Raw genomic sequence first — 20,848 nt, 5'->3', positions numbered from 1 at the left:
CGCCCCCTGCGACGCAATTCCCCCGTCCCCTCCTGAAGCCACGGCTTCTCCCGCACCAGCCGCTCAACGCGCGTGCCGACCAATTGTTCAGTCCGCGGTCGTCGGGGTGGCTGTCCGTGGCGCGCCGCCGTCGGCAGCAGCAGTCCAGGATGCGCCTGCGGCAGAACGCCCGGAAAATTAACCTTGCGTCGCGAATTCCAGAAATGATCCTTAATTAAGTGTAAACGTTATGAGAAAGTCTCGTTGGACGGACAGTGAGGCGCTGTTCGAGATGCTTGGGGCCAGTGATGTCGAGCGAGTTGCGTGTCGCCAGGTTCGGTACGAAGTTGCCTGAGGGGGAACGAGGCGATCAGGCAGGGCCGGGTCGCAGACCCCGAGGTTCGTCTCCGGACGCGGCCGACCGTCGACCGGCCTTCCTCGACATCGACTTCCGGGAGCTCGACGTCAGGTTCGACCCGGTGAAGAGGGCGGTCTGGTGCTACACGCACCCCTCGGGTCCACCCAGCATCACGCCGACGATGATCCGCGAACTGATCACCCTCCATCGCGCGATCCAGGCCTACGTCATCGAGAACCGTGGCGCGGGGGCGGCCGTCCGCTATTTCGTCCAGGGGTCGAGCCTGCCCGGCATCTACAACATGGGAGGCGATCTCGCCTTCTTCGCTTCCTGCGTTCGCCACGGCGACCGCGCGCGTCTCCGCCGCTACGCGTATGACTGCGTGGAGTCCGTTCATGCCGTCTCCGTCGGCCTCGACTGCAACGTCGTGACCGTGGCTCTCGTGCAGGGGGATGCGCTCGGCGGCGGCTTCGAGGGAGCCTTGAGCTGCAACGTGCTGATCGCTGAGCGGCAGGCGAAGCTCGGACTTCCGGAGATCCTGTTCAACTCCTTTCCGGGCATGGGCGCCTACAGCTTCCTCGCGAGGCGCCTCGGAACCGCGGGCGCGGAGCGAATGATCCTGAAGGGGCAGGTGCTCAGCGCCGACGAAATGTTCGAGATGGGACTCGTGGACCAGGTGGTCGACGAGGGGCAGGGCGCTGCGGCGGTGCAGGCCTTCCTTTCCGACAGCGATCGGGGATACGCCACGCGCGAGGCGCTCTACCGCATCCGGCAGCGGGTCAACCCGATCACGATCCAGGAGATGCGGGACATCACCGACATCTGGGTCGACACGATGATGTGTCTCTCCGACGCGGATCTGCGTCGTATGGAGCTTCTTCAGGCCGCGCAGACGCGCCGGCTGGCAAAGCGGAACGTGGACGACCTCGCCTGCGCGGCGGAATAGCGGGTCAGCCGACGGAGCTGCGGGCCTCCCGATCCGTCTCGAGGTGCCGCCGGAACAGGTCGCGGGCGACCTCGAGGTCGTTCCGCAGGATGGCGATACGCTCGTCACCGTTCGAGGCGACTTCGTCCGGTGTCGGCTGCCTCCACGCCAGGCAGTGCTCGTACATGGTTTGGACGCCGACATTCGCCGCTGCGCTGCGAAGCGCATGCGCGACCTCCGCGAACATGGCCGCGTCACCTCGCTCGACCGCGACGGCCAGCTCCTGCAGCAGCCTGGCGGCGTCGAGGAGGAACTGGTCGACCAGGTCTCGCACGAACTCCGTTCCGCCCAGGGACTCCAGATCGCGCAGGGTGCCCATCCGCAGCGCGTCTCCGGCGCGCGGGCCGAAGGCCGGATGCGCCTCGAGCGGAACGACGTCCTCGCCATCGGGGATCGGCGGCTCGTCCTCTGCCGTCATCTCCGCCACGAGCGCCAGAAGCTGGCGGGCCTCGATCGGCTTCGTCGCACAGGCGTCCATGCCCGCCTCCTCGCAACGGGCGCGGGTGGCCGCCGTGGCGTCCGCGGTCAGAGCGATGATCGGGATCCGCTTCTGGCCGAGCGCCGCGAATCGGTAGAGCTTCGCGGCCTCGATCCCGTTCATCACGGGCATGTTGACGTCCATGATCACGGCGTCGAACGCGCCTTCGCGCAGAAGATCGACGGCGATCTCGCCGTTGTCGGCCAGCGTGACCGCGTGCCCCGCCCTCTCCAGGATCTTCTGGATGACCATCTGGTTCGTCTTGTTGTCCTCGGCGACGAGGATGCGGAGGCTCCTGCGGACGCCTTCGCCGAGCGAAGGTCGCGTGTACGCAGCGCCGCTCGCAAGCGCGACGGCGGCGATCTCCAGGGCGGTTTGCAGCGACGCCTCGGAAGCCGGCAGCCGCAAGCGTCCCGCGATGCTCGGCGGCATCTCGCGGAGGCTGAAGCGCCCCCCGTCGGGGCCCGTCGCGAGGATGCCCGCGACGCGGTCGGGATCGAGAGTGACGTCGCCGGCAAACTCCTCCTCGACGAGCGCCACGGCTCCGTCGGGGCCGATGCTGTCGAGGCACCGCTGCGCCGCGACTGGAACGGAGAAGAGCCGTGCGTTCGGCGCGACCATCTCCACGAGATCGAGCAGGCGCTCGTCCCGGCTGACCACGACGATCTCGGCGCCCTCCGGCAGCGGCATTCTCTCGTGCTCGATCGTCGGCAGCGGAAGCTCGAACCAGAACGTGCTGCCTTCTCCGGGTGAGGAGTCGAGGCCGATGCTGCCACCCATCATCTCGACGAGCTGCTTGCATATGGAGAGGCCGAGGCCGGTCCCGCCGAACCGGTCGATGATCGTCTCGTCGGCCTGGGTGAAGCTCTCGAAGACCTTCTTCTGCGCGTCCGGCGCGATCCCGATGCCCGTGTCGCTCACCTCGAAGCGCAGGACCGAGCTCTCCTTCTCGACCGACAGCGCCTGGAGCGTGATGCGCACCTGGCCCTCATCGGTGAACTTCACCGCGTTCGAGGTGAGGTTGACGAGGATCTCCTCGAGGTGCCGGGCATCCGCCATGACCCAGCGCGGCGTGCCGGCGGAGACGGTCGTGCAGAGGGCCAGATCCTTCTGGTCGGCCTGCACCTTCAGGATGCTCCTGACCCGCGCGAGAAGGTCGTAGAGGTCGAGCTCGGTCGGGTTCGAGGGCATCCGGCCCGCCTCGAGGCGCGAGAAGTCGAGAAGCTCGTCGATCATCTCGAGCAGGTGTCGGCCGGACTTGCCGATCGCGCCGATCATCTCGGCGTCCTTCCTGTCCCGCTTCGTGTCGTCGAGGAGATCGCTCAGGCCGATGATGGCGTTGAGCGGCGTCCGCAGCTCGTGGCTGACGCTTGCGAGGAACAGGCTCTTGGCCTTATTGGCCTCCTCGGCCTGCCGCTTCGCCTCCTGCAGGCGACGGATCAGGAGCGAGGCGTAGAGCGGCAGGATCAAGAGCGTCAGGTCGAGCGCCACCGCGAGGCCGGGATGATCCCACCAGTAGCCGGTCGCGAACAGGACGGCCGTGAAGCACACGAACGAGATGCCCATCGACGCGTACAGGTAGGGCAGCCCGAAGCGAAAGCCGTTGCCGAAGATCGCCCACAGGAAGACGGGATAGAAGAAGCCCGTCTCCGGGCCGCCCGCGGCGGCGGCGTAGGCGACCATCCCGATGTCGTGGAAGGCCGACAGGACGCGGCGGGCTGGCGATACGCCCGGAAACACGAGTATGTGGGCGAAGATGGCGAAGGACGTGAGATAGAAGACGGCAAAGAATATCGCCGTCCTTTCCAGCATCTCCCGCCCCAGCTCCGGGTCGATCACCTCCGCGCCGAGGACGAAGAGTAGAAGGAACGTGCCGATCGCGAGCCGGTTGAGCGTGATCTCGTGCTCGGTGTCGGGGCGCTCGCGGAGGCGCCGACGCACCCAGCCTATCGCTGTGGATAGCCGCATCATGTTGAAGCGGGCGCCGGCCACCTCACATCCCCGCCGCCAGCTTGAGGCCTTTCTCGCGTAACAGCTGCGAAATCTCCTCCGGCGGCATCGGTTTCCCGAAGTAATAGCCCTGTGCCTCGTCGCAGCCCTCGCTGCGCAGGTGCTCGAACTGCTCCTTCGTCTCCACCCCTTCAGCTATCACCTGCAGGTTCAGGGTCTGGCCGAGATGGATGATGGCGCGCACGATGGCGCAGTCGCTGGGGTCGGTCTTGATGTCGCGGATGAAGGACTGGTCGATCTTCAAGCGGTCGACGGGAAAGCGCTTCACGTAGCTCAGCGACGAGAAGCCGGTCCCGAAATCGTCGATGGAGATCTGCACGCCGAGTTCGCGCAGCTGGTGCAGCTGGCCCGCGACGGCGTCGGCGTCCTGCATCATGATGCTCTCCGTCAGCTCCAGATCCAACAACCCCGCCTCGATTCCGGACTCGGAGACGGCGCGGGCGACGACGGCGGGCAGGGTTTGGCTGCGGAACTGGACGGGACTGAGGTTGATGCCGACCCGGAGCGGCGGCAGCCCCTCCCGCCGCCAGAGCATCGACTGACGGCACGCCTCGCGCAGCACCCAGTCGCTGATCGGCACGATCAGGCCGTTCTCCTCCGCCCTCGGCAGGAAGCCGTAAGGGGGCACCATCGTGCCATCCTGCTTGCGCCAGCGGATCAGCGCCTCCACGCCGACCATTTCGCCGGTCCGCATCGAGACCTGCGGCTGGTAGTGGAGGAGGAACTCCTCCCGCTCGAGGGCGTCGCGAAGCTCGGCATCGAGGACGGCGTTGCCGAGCTGGGGCACGTCGAGCTCCGCCGCGTAGAAGCGGTGCTGATTGCCGCCGGCACGCTTCGCCGCATACATCGCGAGGTCTGCATTCCGGAGCAGCTCCTCGACGTCGGCGCCGTCGGCGGGATGGACGGCGATGCCGATCGACGTCGTGCTCGAGATCCTCTGGCCTGCGATCAGCGTGGGCTCCGTCACGAGGCCGGCGATCCGCTCGGCGAGCGCGACCGAACTCTCCTCCGTCGCGTTGATCTCGAGGATGGCGAACTCGTCTCCCCCGAGCCGGGTGACCATGTGGCCCTCCTGCTCGATCGGCCGCAGCCGGCGCGCCACCGCGACGAGGAACTTGTCGCCCGCCGAATGGCCCAGCACGTCGTTGACGCTCTTGAAGCTGTCGAGGTCGATCAGGTGGAGCGCCACGCGGCGATCACCACGACGCGCCCGCACCACCTCGCGCCGCAGCCGCTCGCGCAGCATCGCCCGGTTGGGCAGGCCGGTAAGGGCGTCATGGTGGGCGATGTAGTGGAGGTGCCGCTCGCTGGCCTTGCGCTCGGTGATGTCGAGCGCGCTCGTGACCACGCCGACGATGCGGTCGTGCGAATCCTTCAACGGCGATTTCGTCGTCAGGAAGACCCGGCGCCGACCCGAGCGGTCGACGATCTCTTCCTCGAAGGCGCTCACCGCGCGGCCGCTCTCGAAGATCAGACGGTCGAGCGCCCGATTGCGCGTGCCGTGCTCCTCGCCGAAGAGCTCTTCGGCCGTCCGGCCCGTCATCTCCACCGGCTCGACGCCCATGACCTCGCCCTGATAGGCGTTCATGAAGATGAAGCGATGCTCCCGGTCGGTCGCGCAGATCAGGGCCGGCACGGCGTCGATCACCTGGCCCAGCCTCTCGCTTGAGTCGCGAACGGCCTCCTCGAGCGAACGCTCGCTGTGCGCCAGCCGCTTCTCCAGGGAGACGGCGCGGTCGGCGAGCATGAGCTGCTGCTTGCGCAGCTTGAGCAGGTTGCGGGCGCGCGTCACGAACTCCTGGTGGTCGACGGGACTTTGCAGGAAGTCGGTCGCCCCGGCGTCGAGCGCGCGCAGCCTGAAGCTGCGCTCCTCGAACACGGTGATCACGACCACGGGCACGTCCTCGAGCTCGGGAAGCATGCGCAGGCGCTTGATGAAGGCGGCCCCGTTCATGCCCGGCATCTTGTAGTCCGTGATCACGAGATCCGGCGTGTGGCCGTCGGCGATCCACGCCAGAGCCACCTCGGGATCTCCGAACGTCTGCACCCGAATGTCCTCGCTGATCGACGCCGCGATCTTGGCGAAGATGTGCTGGTTCGTGACCTGATCGTCCAGGATGATGACGAGGGGCATCAGCTTTTTGCCTGGTCTTCTATGGCCGCGCTGCCACGGGACTGGAGATTCTTCATCGCCTCCAGTCTCTCAAGCGGGCCTTAAGATTCTCTATCTCATCCAGTTGGTGCGCTTCCCTACCGGAAGCGTTGCATTTTGATCTCGCAATGGAATTACCGTGTTCCTTTGCCCGGCGCCGGGGCAATGTCGTTTGACGCGGGGACGCCGCTCGCTATGCTCCAGCGAAGCAGCGGGTCTAGCTCGTTCTTGTTCTGGCTTCGGCGGCGGAGACCGCCTAGAGGGGTCACTGACGCGGGTGGAAAGCCAAGAGCTGGCGGGGGTGCGCGTGCTCGTCATCGAGGATGAGCTGCTGGTGGCGCTCAATTTGGAGACGGTGCTTCTCGAGGCGGGCTGCGAGGTCATCGGCCCGATTGCGAGTCTGCAGGCGGCGCTGAAGGCGAGTGCCAGCGAAGAGGCCGACCTGGCCATCCTCGACATCAACCTGCGCGGCGAAGAGGTCTTCCCGGCGGCACACATTCTGCGCGAGCGCGGAATCCCGCTGATCTTCTGTAGCGGCTACAGCGACGCCCAGACCCTTCCAGAGCCGTTCCGTAGCTTTCAAAAGCTCGGCAAGCCCTACGGTGCGACGGAGGTGCGGGACGCTATGCGCCGGGTTCTGACGGCGCGCGAGAAGGGCCTCACCTCAACGGGAAGCTGATGTCGCACGCCACCCCGTCGGCGTGGTAGGAGAGGCGGGAGGTTCCGTCGAGCTCGTAGGCGGCGCCGCGCTCGATGAGCGTCCGGCCGAAGCCTCTGCGCGTCGGCGGCGCGACGGTGGGACCATCCCTCTCGCGCCACTTCAGGCTGACGAGGTTGCTCCCGTCCTCCTGCTGCGTCACGTCCCAGCCGAGATGGACATAGCCGCCTTCGCTCGAGAGCGCTCCATACTTCGCCGCGTTCGTCGCCAACTCGTGGAGCACGAGGCTGATCGTCACGGCCGAGCGGGGAGGGATCATGATCGACGGTCCCTCCAGCCGCAGTCCGATCCCGGGCCGCGCCTCGAACGGCTGGAGGGTGCGCTCGAGAACCTTGCGGAGATCGGTCCTGCCCCAGTTCGCCTGGAACAGGAGATCGTGCGCGTCCGAGAGCACCTGAAGCCGGCCGAGGAAAGCCTCCTGGAACTCCTCCAGGGTGGCGCTGCGCGACAGGGTCTGGTGCGCGATGGAGGAGACGGTGGCGAGCGTGTTCTTCACCCGGTGGCTGAGTTCGCCCACCAACAGTTTCAGATGCTCCTCCGCGCGGCGGCGCTCCTTCCGCTCGTTCGCTTCGGCAAGAGCGCGCGAGACCGCCGAAGGCAGCCGATCCATGCGCTGCTTCAGCACATAGTCGGTCGCACCCTCGTTGATGGAGTCGATAGCGACTTCCTCGCCGAGCACGCCCGACACGAGGATGAACGGCAGGTCGGGCCTCCGCTCGCGTGTCAGGCGGAGCGCGGTTCGTCCGTCGAATGAAGGGAGCGAGTAGTCGGCGAGGACGAGGTCGAAGCTCCCGTCGTCCAGGGCACGCTCGAACTCCTCGCGCCCGGCGGTGTGGGTCACCTCGTAGACCCCGCCGCCGCGCCTCAGGTGAGCGATGATCAGCTCGTAGTCCTGGCGGCTGTCCTCGAGGAGAAGGACCCGAACAGGATCATTCTGCTGACGGGAATCGGACACGGCGGAGGGTTGCAGCGGCATTTCCACGTGCTGGCTCACGACGGGGTGCGGATGACATGAGGAGGGGGTTCGTTGAGGATTCCCCAGAAGACCCCGAGCTCCTGAATGGCCCGGAAGAACTCCTGGAAGTCCACTGGCTTCACGACGAAAGCGTTCACCCCGAGCTTGTAGCTCCGCAGGAGATCGCTCTCCTCGCGCGACGAGGTCAGCATGACGATCGGGACGTGGCGCAGATGCTCGTCCGATTTCACTTTTTCGAGCACCTCGAGGCCGTCGACCTTCGGCAGCTTCAGGTCGAGCAGGACGACGGAAGGGTCCCCCAGCGGGCGATTGTGATAGCCCCCCTCGCCGCGGAGGTAGTCGAGCGCCTCGGCGCCGTCGCGGGTCACGACGATGTCGTTCGCGAGCTGGCACTTCGCCAGCGCTGCGAGCGTCAGCTCCACGTCCTTAGGGTTGTCTTCGACCAGCAGAATTGGGCGCAGATCACTCATCTTCGGTTCCCTTCGCGTCCGGCAGCACCAGCGTGAATCGGGCCCCGGTGCCGAGCTCGGCCTCGGCCAGGATCCGGCCGCCGTGTCGTTCGAGTATCCTGCGCACGATGGCGAGCCCGATGCCGGTGCCCTCGAAGTCCTCGGCATGGTGCAGCCGTTGGAAGACGCCAAACAGCTTGTGAACGTATGCCATGTCGAAGCCGACGCCGTTGTCGGCTATGCGGACATGGGTTTCGTTGCCATCGCGCCAGCCCGAGATCTCGATCCGCGGGCTCTGCGTCTGCCGAGTGTACTTGATGGCGTTCGACAAGAGATTGTAGAAGACTTGGCGGATGAGCGCCGCGTCTCCGATGGCCTCCGGCAGCCTGCCGATCTGAAGATCGATCTGCCGATCGCCGATCTCCTCCTCGAGCGTGCGCAGGGACTCCTGAACCACCTTGTCGAGATTGACCGGCATCCGTTGCAGGCTCGTGCGGCCGAGCTGCGAGAAGCGCAGGAGATCGTCGACCAGTCGGCCGGCCGAGACGGCCGATTCCGTGATCGTGTCGAGGTAGCGGGTCGCCTGCTCGTCGAGGTCCGGAACCTGTGCCCGAAGGAGCTCCGCGTAGCCCACGATGTGCCGGAACGGTGCCCTGAGATCGTGGGATATCGAGTAGGAGAAGGACTCGAGCTCCTTGTTCGTGGCCTCGAGCTGACCCGTCAGCCGGGCACGCTCCTCCGCCTGCCGCAGGACGATCGTGATGATGGCGCTGCGAAGCTCTGCCGCCGCCTCGATCTGGGTCTGCTTCCACGGCGCGGATGTGTTCCGCACCTGCTCCTTCCAGGCTTCGAACGACGTGCGGGGATGGAGCCTGTCGGGGCCGGCCGTGGTCGGCTTGTGCGGGTCGCCACCCCACTCGACGGATCGCACGACTTCGGCCCGGAACCACATGAGGTAGCTCGGATGCAGCGACGAGATCGACGCCGCAAGAAGGCCGCTCGCCTTGTCGGCGAAGCGCTCGGTGCCGGGAATGAGCGAGGAGAGTTCATCGGTGGCGAACACGTCCTCCCGGACGTTCTCCTGCATCCAGGCGAGGATGCGCGCGATATCCTCTTCAGCCGGGGCGGACCCGATCCGGACGATCCGGCCATCGTAGGCGATGGCGGCCGAATCGGCATCCGTCTGTGCAAGGAGATCGATCGGTTGCGCCGCCAGCGCCTGTGCGAAATCGGGGCCTTTCGCCATGTGCCCGAGCAGGCGGGAGAGGATCGTCTTCTGCGCGACGCGCTCGTCGGCTTCCTTGCCGCGCTCGTTCATCGCGATCTGTATCGAGAGGATCTGCGCGATGAACTGGATCGCGTTCCGGATCTGCATCGGCACCCGTTTCGGGACCGAGTTGTGGCAGGAGATGAGCCCCCAGAGGTCGTTGTCGACGACGATTGACGCCGACATCGATGCGCCCGTGCCCATGTTGCGCATGTACTCCACATGCACCGGGGATACGCTGCGGAGAACCGACTGCGAGAGGTCGAAAGGCTCTCCCGTCGCCGGATGGCGGTCTGGTTCGATCGCCACGGGGGTGTAGAAGGCATCCGGGATGATCCGCAGCCGGTTTCGGCGGTAGAGCTCGCGCGCCTGGGCGGGGATGTCGGAGGCGGGAAAGCGCCGGCCGAGATAGGCGGGCAGGATCCCGTTACCGTCTTCGGCGATCACGGTCCCGTGGAGGTCCCGGTCGAAGCGATATGCCAGGACCCGGTCGTATCCGGACATCTGGCGGATCTTCTCGGCAGCGAGGCGGCACAGATCCGCCGGTTCGCTGAGCCGTCGCATCTGGTCTACGAACGAGCCGATGTCGGAATAGAGCATTTCGAGATCGAGATGCTCGCCTTCCGGCACCGGCTCGAGCTCGATGATCGTGAGGCCGTCCGCCCGGTGGAGATGGCCGTCGAAATCGCCGCCGTTCACCCCGAGGCGCACCTGCGCGGACGGAGAAGGGCCCGCCCCCCACGAGGCCATCGTTGAGCGCAGCGCTTCGGCTCCCTCTTCGAGGAGGTCCGGCATCCTCCGGGACAGCGGCGGTGCGCCCAGCTGATCCGCGGCGTTCGCGCTGGCCGCGACGACCATCTCGTCGGCCGGATCGATCACGAGAAGCACCCCGTGCGGCTGCACGCTGCCGGGAATATGGATCGGCTCGCGCGCGCAGGCATCAAGATCCGGGGTCAATGCAGTCACGTCCCAACCCTTCCCGCCTCAATGAACGGCGCCAACCACGCGTGGAGCGCCGAGAACACGGCACAGGCTGCCGCAACGGCCTCCGGCCGATCCCCCGGAGCGACCTCCCGCTCCAGGATCGCGCAGGTGTCTCGCCACATCGGACCAGCCCGGCGCCCGCGCCCGGCGAAATACGACTTGGCCTCCCGCGGCAGATCACCTGAACAGGCGAGATGCCGCGCGATCACTTGGCCGCCGAGGGTCGCTCCCTCGAACACGTAGAGGCAGCCAAGTCCGCCGGCCCGGGAGCCTATCGGCGGCACTTCCGCACACGGCAGGTCCGTTAGGTCCGTCTCCGTACGCCCTAGAAGACGCAGATCATGCACGATCGGTTCCAGCCGGCGCCGCGGCGGCCAGAACTCGTCACCGGCGAACAGCCGATCGAGCATCGGCTCGTGCATGCGGTGGAACCCGTAGAAGAGACCGAGGAGCTGTGCGTAACTGTCGCGCGTCAGGGCCCTCGACGTCAGCGAGAGGTCGTCCTCGAGATCGCGGTGATGGAACCTGGTGGCAGCCCGCAAATCGTGCAGGAGGGACGGCGCCGGCAGGGGGGAACCCACGCCCGGCGGGGCTTCTGGGATCATGCGTGATCTTTGGAGGGTCATTCAGGTCGCTGGTCTTGCGGAGATCAACACGAAACGCGGATGAAGGCCAGCGCGACCGGCGAGGGCCACGATGGAAACGGAGCAGGAGGCCCGGGAGTTTCCTTCCGGAGAAGGTGTTCACCCGGAGACGCCGGTGTCGTCCAATAGCACGTTCGTGACCGAGCCCATGGAGGCCAAGCGGGTGCAGGCGCTCCCCGATGGGGCGGGCTGGCAGTTCGAGCCGAAGTGGGACGGCTTTCGCTGCCTCGCCTTCCGGCAGGCCGGTGCGGTGGAGCTCCGCGCCAAGTCGGGCAAGGACCTGGCGCGGTACTTCCCGGAGATCGTTGCCGAACTCTTGGCGCTCGCGCCGGACGTCTTTGCCGTGGACGGGGAACTGGTCGTGCCGCAGGGCGAAACTCTGTCCTTCGACGCGTTGCAGATGCGGCTGCACCCGGCCGAGAGCCGCGTCAGGAGGTTGTCCGCCGAGACGCCCGCGCGCTTCATCCTCTTCGACATGCTGATGGACGTGGACGGAGCATCGCTCCTGGAGCGGCCGCTCATCGAGCGCCGGGAGCGCCTCGAGGCGTTCTGCGGCGCCGTCCGGTCGGAGCTTCTCGACCTCTCACCCTACACCCGGGAGCGCGACGTCGCCTGCAGGTGGCTCGAGCACACGGGAGCGGCGCTGGATGGCGTGGTGGCGAAGCCCCTCGAGGGGCCGTACGAGGCGGGGGAGCGCGCGATGTACAAGGTGAAGGTCGAGCGAACGGCCGACTGCGTGGTCGGCGGCTTTCGCTACGGCACGAACTCCGCGCAAGCCGGTTCGCTCCTTCTCGGCCTCCACGATGAGGAGGGAAAGCTCGATCACGTCGGCTTCTGCCCCGTGGCGGCTGGCGATCGGGATACGCTGACGAAGAGGCTCGAGAAGCTCGTCGAGCCGCCGGGCTTCACCGGGAAGGCGCCCGGCGGGCCTTCGCGCTGGTCGAACGGCCGCTCCGCGGAGTGGCAGCCGCTGAGGCCGGAGCTCGTCGTCGAGGTGCGCTACGACCAGGTCACGGGCGGTCGTTTCCGGCACGGCACGAAGCTGATGCGGTGGCGGCCGGACAAGGCGCCTCGCCAATGCACGATGGAGCAGCTCGTCCAGGAGGCGGAGCCGGCGCGTCTGATCGACGACCTCGAGGGAGCCCGTCCATGAGCGAGGAGACCGAACTGGCCGGCGTCCGGCTGACGAGCCCGGAGAAGGTCCTCTATCCCGACCAGGGCGTCACGAAGCGGGCGCTGGCGGAGTACTATGTCGAGATCGCCGGCGTGATGCTGCCGCACGTGAAGGACAGGCCGATCACGCTCGTCCGCTGCCCCGCCGGGCAGGAGAAGAAGTGCTTCTACCAGCGGCACCCGGGTTCCGGCGTGCCGAAGGAGCTTGCGGAGTTCCTCGTGCCGGGCTTCGAGGATAGCGGCCCCTATCTCTACGTCCAGAATGTGCAGGGGCTCGTGGCGCTCGTGCAGATGGGCGTGCTCGAGATCCATCCATGGAACATGAGGATCGACCGGCCCGACCGTCCGGACATGATCGTGATGGATCTCGATCCGGGAGAGGGGACCCCGCTCGCGGCGGTCGTGCGCGCGGCTCACGAGGTCCGCGCCATGATGATGGGCCTGAAGCTCCAGTCGTTCTGCAAGACGTCCGGCGGCAAGGGGCTGCACGTGGTCGTGCCGTTCGAACGGCGCACGGAGTGGAAGGAGGCGAAGGCCTTCGCGAAGGCGATCGCCGACCGCATGACGGCCGTGGCGCCGGACCGTTACCTGGCGAAGTCGTCGATCGCGGCGCGCCGGGGCAAGATCTTCGTCGACTATTTCCGGAACGACCAGACCTCGACCTCGGTCGCCCCCTATTCCTCCCGCGCCCGTGAGGGTGCGACGGTCGCCACGCCGCTCCACTGGGACGAGGTGACGGACGAGCTCGACCCCCGGAGCTTCACGATCGCGACCGTCCCGGAGCGCATAGAGCGCCTCGGCGGAGATCCCTGGTCGGAGATGCTTGAGGTGCGGCAGCGCCTGCCGGCGGCGTCGGCGCTCGAGGAGTGAGGCAGGTGCAGGGGGTCGCGGAAGGCTATCCTTCCATCTCCTCGCGCAGCATCTCGAGCCGGAGCCACTCCTCCTCGGCGTGCTCGAGGTCGGCTTGCGCCTTCTCGAGCTTCCTGCTCGCCTCGGCGAACCTGTCCGGTTGCTTCGAGAAGAGGTTCGGGTCGGCCAGCGTCTTCGAGAGCGTGTCCACGTCCTGCTGGAGCGCTTCCATCCGTTTCGGAAGCGTTTCGAGCGCGTGCTTGTCCTTGAAGCTGAGCTTGCCCTTCTTCTTCTCGGCTTGCGGCTTCGGCTCGGCCTTCTTCGGCTTGTCGGCCTTCTCCTTCTCGCGGAGGTGGCGGGCGCCGACGCCGTGGCCGCGCTGGGCCACCATGTCGGAATAGCCGCCGGCATAGGCCTGCCACCGGCCCTTGCCCTCGGCCGCGATCACGAAGGTCGAGACGCGGTCGAGGAAGTCGCGGTCGTGGCTGACGAGGATCACGGTTCCCTCGTAGTCCGCGACCATCTCTTCCAGGAGGTCGAGCGTCTCGAGGTCGAGGTCGTTCGTCGGCTCGTCGAGCACGAGCACGTTCGAGGGCGTCGCGAGCGCCTTTGCCAGCATCAGCCGTCCCCGCTCGCCGCCCGACAGGGCGGTCACCGCCGTGCGGGCCTGCTCGGGCGAGAACAGGAAGTCCTTCATGTAGCCGACGACGTGACGCTCGCGACCGCCGACGATGACCTTGTCGCCGACGCCGCCCGTCAGCACGTGCTGCAGGGTGGCCTCCGGCTGCAGGCTCTCCCGCTTCTGGTCGAGCGTCGCGATCTCGAGGTTCGCGCCGAGCCGGACGGAACCGGAATCGGGCTCGATCTGTCCCGTCAGCATGCGAAGGAGCGTCGTCTTGCCGGCCCCGTTCGGCCCGATGATGCCCACGCAGTCGCCGCGCAGGATGCGGACGGAGAAATCGTCGACCACGGTGACGTCGCCGAAGCGCTTCGAGATCGACTTGGCCTCCACGACCATCTTGCCCGAATTCTGCGCCTCGCTCGCCTCCAGCGTCACGTTGCCCTGGACGCCGCGGTAGTCTCGCTGCTGCTGCCTCAGGGCATGGAGATCGCCGAGGCGGCGGACGTTGCGCTTGCGGCGGGCGGTCACGCCGTAGCGCAGCCAGTGCTCCTCCATCGCGATCTTGCGGGCGAGCTTCTGCTGGTCGCGCTCCTCCTCCTCGAGAAGCTTGTCGCGCCACGCCTCGAACGCGCCGAAGCCGGCGTCGAGCCGGTTCGTCTTCCCGCGGTCGAGCCAGACCGTGACCCGCGAGAGGTTCTGCAGGAAGCGCCGGTCGTGGCTGATCAGCACGAGAGCGGATTTTCTGGAGGCGAGCTCGCCCTCGAGCCACTCGATGACGGGGAGGTCGAGATGGTTCGTCGGCTCGTCGAGCATCAATATGTCGGGCTCCGGCGCGAGCACCCGCGCCAGCGCGGCGCGGCGTGCCTCCCCGCCCGAGAGCACCTTCGGGTCCTCGTCGCCGGCGAGACCGAGCTCGGAGAGGAGATACTGCGCCCGGTAGGGCTCGTCGGCCGGACCGAGCCCCGCCTCGACATATTGCAGCGTCGTCTCGTAGCCCGAGAAATCCGGCTCCTGCGGCAGGTAGCGCACCGTGGCGTCGGGCTGCAGGAAGCGCTCTCCCCGGTCTGCCTCCACCATGCCCGCCGCGATCTTGAGGAGCGTGGACTTGCCGGAGCCGTTGCGGCCGACGAGGCAGACGCGCTCGCCCGGACTCACGCTGAGCTCGGCGCCGGTCAGGAGCGGCGTGCCGCCGAAGGTCAGGTGGATGTCGCGGAGCTGGAGCAGCGGTGGAGCCATGGTCGGCGGAGATCCTTCCAACAATCGTCCGGCGTTCTATCTCACGGGCGGAGGTAATGTCATGCTTCCCGCATCTCCACCCTCGGACAGGAGCGGGGCACGTCGCCCGCGGCAGGCCTGTCCGATTGAAGAAGGTCCCATCGATGACGATTGTCAGATCCTCCGCCGTCCTCTTCCTGCTCTGCGTTGCCTCCCTGCCGGCGCAGGCCCAGCATGCGCATGACGGCCACGGCGCCGCGACCGAAACGGCGATCGAGCTGCCGCCGATCTGCGAGGCGCGGACGAACGAGGCCGGATCGCACACGATGGTGTCGGCTGGGGAGGCCCGGCCGACGGACCTGAGCCCCGGCCATCAGGCTCTCTTCGATTCGATGGGCGACATGCACGATGTGATGATGTCCGCCATGTCCGCGGAGGACATCGATGTCGCGTTCGTGTGCGGCATGATCCCGCACCACCAGGGCGCGGTCGCGATGGCCCGTGCCGTCATCGAGCACGGCGACGACCCGTGGACGAAGGAGCTCGCCGAGCAGGTGATCGCCACCCAGGAGCAGGAGATCGCCGACATGCTGGAGTGGCTGCGCGCGCGGATGTGAACAAAAAGGCAGAGAGCCTCTCTCTACCCCCTGAGCGCCCCGAGGAGGACCGCCCTGTACAGACGGTCGCTCGACGACTTCGGCTTGGCATAGCCCATTCGCTCCAGCGCCTCGGCCTCTTCCGCCGAGGGTTTCTTGCCGCGCCAGCCCTTCCAGGCGAGCCCCATCAGCTCCCTCTTCGAGCCGCTCGCCTCGCGCATCCGGCCGAGCGCCGGCATCAGGCGCTGCTCGACCTCGGTGAAGTCGGTGCCGAAGGGGAAGAGCGGTAGCTTATCCCGGTGCGGTTCGAGCGCCTTCCGGATGCGCTCGGGCGTATTGCGGCGATGCGCCTCGGGAATGCGGTAGTCCCGGCCGATCTTGCCGGCGCTCTTCGCCTTTTCGAGAAGTTCGTCCTGGAACCGCGCGTCGGTGACGGACAGCATGGCAGCGATCGTGTCCGCATCCGTCCGCCCCCGCAGGTCCGCCACGCCGTACTCGGTCACGAGGATGTCGCGCAGGTGCCGCGGGATCGTCGTGTGGCCGTAGCTCCAACGTATGTTCGAGACGGTCTGGCCCTTGTCCTTGCGGGTCGAGCGCAGCGTGATGATCGACCGCGCGTCCCGCAGCGCGAAGGCCTGGGCGACGAAGTTGTACTGGCCGCCGACACCGCTGACGACGCGCCCGTCCTCGAGCTGGTCGGAGACGACCGCGCCCATCAGCGTCGCCATCATCGCGTTGTTGCAGAACCGGGCACCGGCGCGCGCCTGCCGCTTCTTCTCCTCCTCGCCGTAGAGCTCGTTGATCCAGGATATCGCCCGCATCCGGAAGCGGTCGCGCTCCTCCTGGCTCATCGCCTTCAGCCGGTCGTAGAGGGAGCGGGGGCCGACGAAGAAGCCCGAATGGACGAGCGCGCCGTCGACCTCCCGCGACACGACCCCCGCCTCGACCAGGTCGAGGAACGAGTCGACGAGCATCTCGCTGCACCCGTAGAGGCCCTTGGCGAAGGGCTCCTCATGCACCTCGCCCGGCTTCCCCCGCGCGTCGAGGGCCAGCGCAGCCTGCCGGAAGACCTTGTTGTCCCTGTGCCGCAGAATGAGGGCGTGCGCCACTGCGTCGCCCATCGAGCCGATTCCGATCTGCAGCGTGCCGCCGTCCGGCACGAGCCTCGCGACGTGAAGGGCGATCGCGTGATCGGTGAGGCTGACGGGCTCCTTCGGCGGGGCGAAGAGCGAAAATCCCTCGCCCGTGTCGAGCACGTCCGTGAACACCTCCTCGCCGATCTCGGCGTCCCCACCCATGAACGGCAGTTCATCGTTCACTTCACCGACGAGGATAAGCCCGGTCTCGCCGGCCCTCCGCGCCGCCAGGAGGTCGAGCGTGATGTCGGCGTTGCAGGAGACGCTGTAGCGCCTTCCGTCCGGCGCCTCCCGCTTCGCCACGGCCTGCGCGAAGACGTTGACGCCCTGCTCCAGGGCGTAACGGGCGGCATGGGTATAGTTCGCGGAGATGTAGTGCTGCTGCATTGCCGGGCAGCCGAGCCAGCGGCCGGCCTGCACGAAGAACTCGTTCACCTTGACGTTCGGCGGGAGCGAACGATCGTGCAGCGCCCGGGCGTAGAGGAGATCGGGATACTCGCCCATCATGCGCTCGATCACGGGATCGAGAAACCGCTTCTCGATCTCGTTTCGTCCCCACGGCTTCTCCAGCGTCAGGGCCGTGAAGATCGTCAGGCGGATGGAAGGATCCCCGACCGCCCGCAGGTAGAGTGCGTTCGCGATCGTGTTCGCCTTGCCGAGGCCGAGCGGCAGGCCGAGCACGATCTCCTTGCCGACGGTGTCGATGATCGCATCGACGACGCGCTCGGCGTCGTCGTGCCGTCTCGTCTGCATGGCGGCGGGAGGCTCCGTCAGGCTTCTTCGGTCTCGGCGCGAGGCACCGGGGTCCCCTCTTCGTTCAGGGAGGCCCTTTCCAGATCCGGCCATCCCGGATCCGGCGCGAACCGTGCACCGTGCTGCTTCTCCAGGCGCTTCAGGCTGGCGATGACGTCCGTGATCCGGCGGTCATGCGCGTATTTGATCGGCCCTCCGCGGAAGGGCGCGAAGCCCGTGCCGAAGATCATGGCGCCGTCGAGCGTGTCGAGGTCGTCGATCACGCCCGTCCGGTAGCACGTCACGCAGGCGTTGAGCATCGGCAGGATCAGCCGGTCGGTGATGCCGCGATCGTAGGAGCCGCCCTTGTCGTTCTTCTGGACCTTGCCGTCCTTCCAGTCGTAGAGGCCCTTCCCGGTCTTCCGGCCGAGCTCGCCGTTCTCGACCTTCTCGCGGAGCCATGCCGGCGTTTGGGGAAGCTCGGCGTCGAGATTGGCCCGCAGCATGTCCGCGACGTCGAGGCAGATGTCGAGACCCACCTGGTCGGCGAGCTCGATCGGGCCCATCGGCATGCCGAACTCCTCGGCCGCCCGGTCGATGACCTCCTTCGGCGTGCCCTCGTCGAGCATCAGGAGGCCTTCCATGAGGTAGGGCATCAGCGCCCGGTTCACGAGGAAGCCTGGCGCGCTCTTCACGGGGGCCGGCAGGCGGTCGATCGAGGTCGTGAACCGTTCGAGCTTCTTCAGCGTCTCCTCGCTCGCCTGGTCGTGGCTGACGACCTCGACGAGCTGCATGCGCGAGACGGGGTTGAAGAAGTGCAGGCCTGCGAAGCGGGAGGGATCCTTCAGGTGCCCGCGGAGCTCCTCCAGGCGGATCGAGGACGTGTTCGTCGCGAGGATCGCACCCGGCTTCAGGAGCGGCTCGACCTGTTCGTAGACCTTGCGCTTGATGTCGACCTTCTCGGGCACCGCCTCGATCACGATGTCCGCGTGGCGGATGCCGTGGCCGTTGATGCCCGGGATCAGGCGGTCCATCGCGTCGCGGATCTTCGCCCCGTCCTTGGCGACCTTCTCGTAGAGCCTGTGAGCGTTCCGGATCGCCTTCCCGAGGACCTCGGGCTTCATGTCGGCGAGAGTCACGGTCAGGCCCCTGAGCGCGCACCACGCGGCGATCTCGCCGCCCATCGCGCCGGCGCCGACCACGTGCACGTGGCCGAATGTCGTCTTGCCCTTGCCGATCGCCTTCATGTGCTCGCGCAGGAAGAAGACGCGGATCAGGTTCTGTGCGGTGTCGGTGACGAGCAGCCGGGCGAAGGACTTGATCTCCTCGGCCTTCATCTGGTCGTAGTCGCCGCCATGCTCTTCCCACAGCGCGATCAGTGCGTGCGGTGCGGGGTAATGCTCGGCCGGTGCCTTGCTCTCCGTCTCGCCGCGCATGCGGCCGGCCGCGAACCGCCGGCCGGGGCCGCTCGACAGGGCGCGGTCGCGGAAGGAGCGGTCGCGGCTCTTGCTGCCGCCGGATACCGCAGCCTTGACGGCTGCGAGCACGTGGCGCTCCTCGATGACCTCGTCGATCAACCCCATCCGCTTGGCGCGCCTGGCTGGGTGCGACTTGCCCGTCAGCATCATCGTCATGGCCTGGACGGGGTCCATGAGGAAGGTCGAGCGGACGGTGCCGCCCAAGCCCGGGTGCAGGCCGAGCAGAACCTCGGGGAAGCCGAGCTTCGTCTCGGGCAGCGCCAGACGGCGGTCGCAGGCGAGTGCGATCTCGAGGCCGCCACCGAGCGCGTAGCCGTGCATGATCGCCACCGTCGGGATGTCGAGCCGATCGAGCCGGTCGACCACGCGGTTCGCCTCCGAGATCTTCTCCTCGACGACCTTCGGGTCGCGGATGCCGCGAAACTCCGTGATGTCGGCGCCGGCGATGAATCCCGACTTCTTCGCCGAGCGGATGACGAGCCCCTTCGGCCGGTCGCGCTCGATCTCCTCGAGCGCCCGGTCGAGCTCTGCCAGAACGTCGGCCGAGAGCGTGTTCGCGCTCGCGCCTTCCTTGTCGATCACCAGCCAGGCGACGTTGTCCTCGTCGCGCGCGAGCCGCCAGTGGCGGAAGCGGTCGTCCTTCAGGTCGGAAGCGGGTCCGAGCTCGAGGTTGCGGTCCTTGAGGGCGCCCCAAACGATACCAGTCATTCCAGCCTCCCTCACACGGTCTCGATCAGCATGGCGCCGCCCTGGCCGCCGCCGATGCACTCGGTGGCGATGCCGCGCTTGTTGCCCCGCCGCCTCATCGCGTTGACGAGATGGAGCACGAGGCGATTTCCGCTCGTGCCGACGGGATGGCCGAGGCTGATCGCGCCGCCGTCGACGTTCAGGCGTTCGCGGTTGAGTGTGCCCATTGCCCCCTCTTCGCCGAGCACGTCGCGGCAGAACTCGTCGTCCGCCCACGCTCTGAGGCAGCCGAGCACCTGGGCGGCAAATGCCTCGTTCAGCTCCCACAGATCGACATCCTGGAGGCTCATCCCGTGGCGCTTGAGGATCGGGGTCGAGCACATCACCGGCCCGAGCCCCATGATGGATGGATCGAGCGCCGCCCACTCGCTGTCGCGGATGACCGCCTTCGGCTCCAGTCCGTGTTTCTCCACCGCCTCCTCGGAGGCGAGGATGATCCACGACGCGCCGTCGGTGATCTGGGAGGAATTTCCGGGGGTCACCTTGCCGTAGGGCCGCTCGAACACCGGCTTAAGCTTGCGCAGCCGGTCCATCGAGGAGTCGCGCCGCACGCCGTCGTCGTGATCGTAGACCGTGCCCTCGCGCGCGAAGGAGGGCTCGATCTCGTCCTTGAGCCAGCCTTCGTCCTGCGCATAGGCGAGCCGGTGGTGGCTCTCGACGGCGTAACGGTCGGCCTCCTCGCGGGAGATGTCGAAGAGATGGGCGACGAGCTCGGCCGTCTGGCCCATGTTCATCTCGACGATCGGGTCCGTGAGCCCGCGCTCGAGGCCGATCACCGGCTTCAGCATGCCCGGCCGGAAGCCGGCCGCGGCCTTGGCGCGCTCCGCGGCGCTACGCGAATTGTTGAGCTCGGCGAACCAGCCCACGGCGTCGCGCGAGAAGACGAGCGGGGAGTGCGACAGCGCCTCGGTGCCGCCGGCCAGGATCAGGTCCGCGTTGCCTTCGCGTATGTAGCGAAAGCCGGTATCGACCGACTGCATGCCGGAGCCGCAGTTTATCTGCACGGTGAAGGCCGGCATGTTCTCGCCCATGCCGAGCCTCAGGGCTGCGACACGCGCCGGGTTCATCTCGTCGGCGACGACGTTCACGCAGCCGAGGATCACCTGGTCGAAAGCCGTTGCCGGCATCGGCTGCCGCAGAAGGAGCGGCCGGCCGCACTGCACGGCGAGGTCGACCGGTGTGAACGGCCCCGGTTCGCCGCGCGCCTTGATGAAGGGCGTTCGGGCCCCGTCGACGATGTAGACGGGGCGACCGGTGTCGGACTTCTTGTCTGGCACTGTCCTCGGACTCCTTGGCGTCT

15 protein-coding genes are annotated in these 20,848 nt (G+C 67.3%); 5 read left to right on the top strand and 10 right to left on the bottom strand.

All coding sequences use genetic code 11. The features are described from left to right. Positions 1-287: 287 nt before the first annotated feature. Positions 288-1,283 (top strand): crotonase/enoyl-CoA hydratase family protein, encoded by a 996-nt coding sequence (locus N177_RS13595; protein WP_051402389.1) that lies wholly within the window; start codon positions 288-290, stop codon positions 1,281-1,283. 4 nt (positions 1,284-1,287) lie between these two features. Here the strand turns inward: N177_RS13595 and N177_RS13590 are convergent, their stop codons facing one another. Together N177_RS13590 and N177_RS13585 are read right to left on the bottom strand one after the other, a co-directional pair. Continuing rightward, positions 1,288-3,741 (bottom strand): ATP-binding protein, encoded by a 2,454-nt coding sequence (locus tag N177_RS13590; protein ID WP_160170932.1) that lies wholly within the window; start codon positions 3,739-3,741, stop codon positions 1,288-1,290. 52 nt (positions 3,742-3,793) lie between these two features. Next, a complete protein-coding gene (locus N177_RS13585) occupies positions 3,794-5,944 on the bottom strand; it encodes a putative bifunctional diguanylate cyclase/phosphodiesterase (protein WP_023432934.1) in 2,151 nt (716 codons plus the stop codon). Between the two features lie 295 nt (positions 5,945-6,239). Between N177_RS13585 and N177_RS13580 the strand changes: the two genes are divergently transcribed. Further along, positions 6,240-6,641 (top strand): response regulator, encoded by a 402-nt coding sequence (locus tag N177_RS13580; protein WP_040485816.1) that lies wholly within the window; start codon positions 6,240-6,242, stop codon positions 6,639-6,641. Here the strand turns inward: N177_RS13580 and N177_RS13575 are convergent. The 4 genes from N177_RS13575 to N177_RS13560 are packed head-to-tail and all read right to left on the bottom strand — an operon-like array spanning position 6,622 to position 10,961. After that, positions 6,622-7,635 carry a sensor histidine kinase gene (locus tag N177_RS13575; RefSeq protein ID WP_040485815.1) on the bottom strand — a complete coding sequence of 338 codons (1,014 nt, stop codon included), beginning with the start codon at positions 7,633-7,635 and terminating at the stop codon, positions 6,622-6,624. The genes N177_RS13580 and N177_RS13575 overlap by 20 nt on opposite strands. A gap of 35 nt (positions 7,636-7,670) precedes the next feature. Continuing rightward, positions 7,671-8,126 carry a response regulator gene (locus tag N177_RS13570; protein ID WP_023432931.1) on the bottom strand — a complete coding sequence of 152 codons (456 nt, stop codon included), beginning with the start codon at positions 8,124-8,126 and terminating at the stop codon, positions 7,671-7,673. Further along, positions 8,119-10,338 carry an ATP-binding protein gene (locus tag N177_RS13565; RefSeq protein ID WP_023432930.1) on the bottom strand — a complete coding sequence of 740 codons (2,220 nt, stop codon included), beginning with the start codon at positions 10,336-10,338 and terminating at the stop codon, positions 8,119-8,121. Before N177_RS13565 ends, N177_RS13570 begins: the two co-directional genes overlap by 8 nt. After that, complete coding sequence (locus tag N177_RS13560) at positions 10,335-10,961, bottom strand: biliverdin-producing heme oxygenase (protein WP_023432929.1); 627 nt, start codon at positions 10,959-10,961, stop codon at positions 10,335-10,337. The genes N177_RS13565 and N177_RS13560 overlap by 4 nt, the downstream gene beginning before the upstream one ends. A gap of 187 nt (positions 10,962-11,148) precedes the next feature. Between N177_RS13560 and N177_RS13555 the strand changes: the two genes are divergently transcribed. Continuing rightward, positions 11,149-12,153 (top strand): ATP-dependent DNA ligase, encoded by a 1,005-nt coding sequence (locus N177_RS13555; RefSeq protein ID WP_051402394.1) that lies wholly within the window; start codon positions 11,149-11,151, stop codon positions 12,151-12,153. Continuing rightward, positions 12,150-13,043, top strand: a complete 894-nt coding sequence (gene ligD, locus N177_RS13550) for a non-homologous end-joining DNA ligase (protein ID WP_023432927.1) — start codon at positions 12,150-12,152, stop codon at positions 13,041-13,043. Before N177_RS13555 ends, ligD begins: the two co-directional genes overlap by 4 nt. A 25-nt stretch (positions 13,044-13,068) precedes the next feature. Here ligD and N177_RS13545 read toward each other — a convergent pair whose 3' ends face one another. Beyond that, entirely contained in the window at positions 13,069-14,880 is a 1,812-nt protein-coding gene (locus N177_RS13545; protein WP_023432926.1) for an ABC-F family ATP-binding cassette domain-containing protein, read from the bottom strand. A gap of 143 nt (positions 14,881-15,023) precedes the next feature. Here N177_RS13545 and copM point away from each other — a divergent pair, with 143 nt between their 5' ends. Beyond that, entirely contained in the window at positions 15,024-15,476 is a 453-nt protein-coding gene (copM, locus tag N177_RS21895; RefSeq protein WP_023432925.1) for a CopM family metallochaperone, read from the top strand. Between the two features lie 23 nt (positions 15,477-15,499). On the opposite strand, the gene N177_RS13535 is transcribed toward copM, so the two are convergent. From N177_RS13535 to N177_RS13525, 3 genes are read right to left on the bottom strand one after another with little or no spacing between them, the layout of a single operon-like run. After that, the gene (locus tag N177_RS13535) at positions 15,500-17,344 is read right to left on the bottom strand and encodes an acetyl-CoA hydrolase/transferase C-terminal domain-containing protein (protein ID WP_023432924.1); all 1,845 of its coding nucleotides are present in this window, start codon (positions 17,342-17,344) and stop codon (positions 15,500-15,502) included. Between the two features lie 17 nt (positions 17,345-17,361). Further along, positions 17,362-19,509 (bottom strand): 3-hydroxyacyl-CoA dehydrogenase NAD-binding domain-containing protein, encoded by a 2,148-nt coding sequence (locus tag N177_RS13530; protein ID WP_023432923.1) that lies wholly within the window; start codon positions 19,507-19,509, stop codon positions 17,362-17,364. Positions 19,510-19,520: 11 nt separating this feature from the next. Next, complete coding sequence (locus tag N177_RS13525) at positions 19,521-20,825, bottom strand: acetyl-CoA C-acetyltransferase (protein WP_023432922.1); 1,305 nt, start codon at positions 20,823-20,825, stop codon at positions 19,521-19,523. Between the last annotated feature and the right edge of the window lie 23 nt (positions 20,826-20,848).

The sequence above is a fragment of the Lutibaculum baratangense AMV1 genome, from assembly GCF_000496075.1.
Lineage (GTDB): Bacteria > Pseudomonadota > Alphaproteobacteria > Rhizobiales > Tepidamorphaceae > Lutibaculum > Lutibaculum baratangense.
This window is presented reverse-complemented; position numbering and strand designations above follow the sequence as displayed.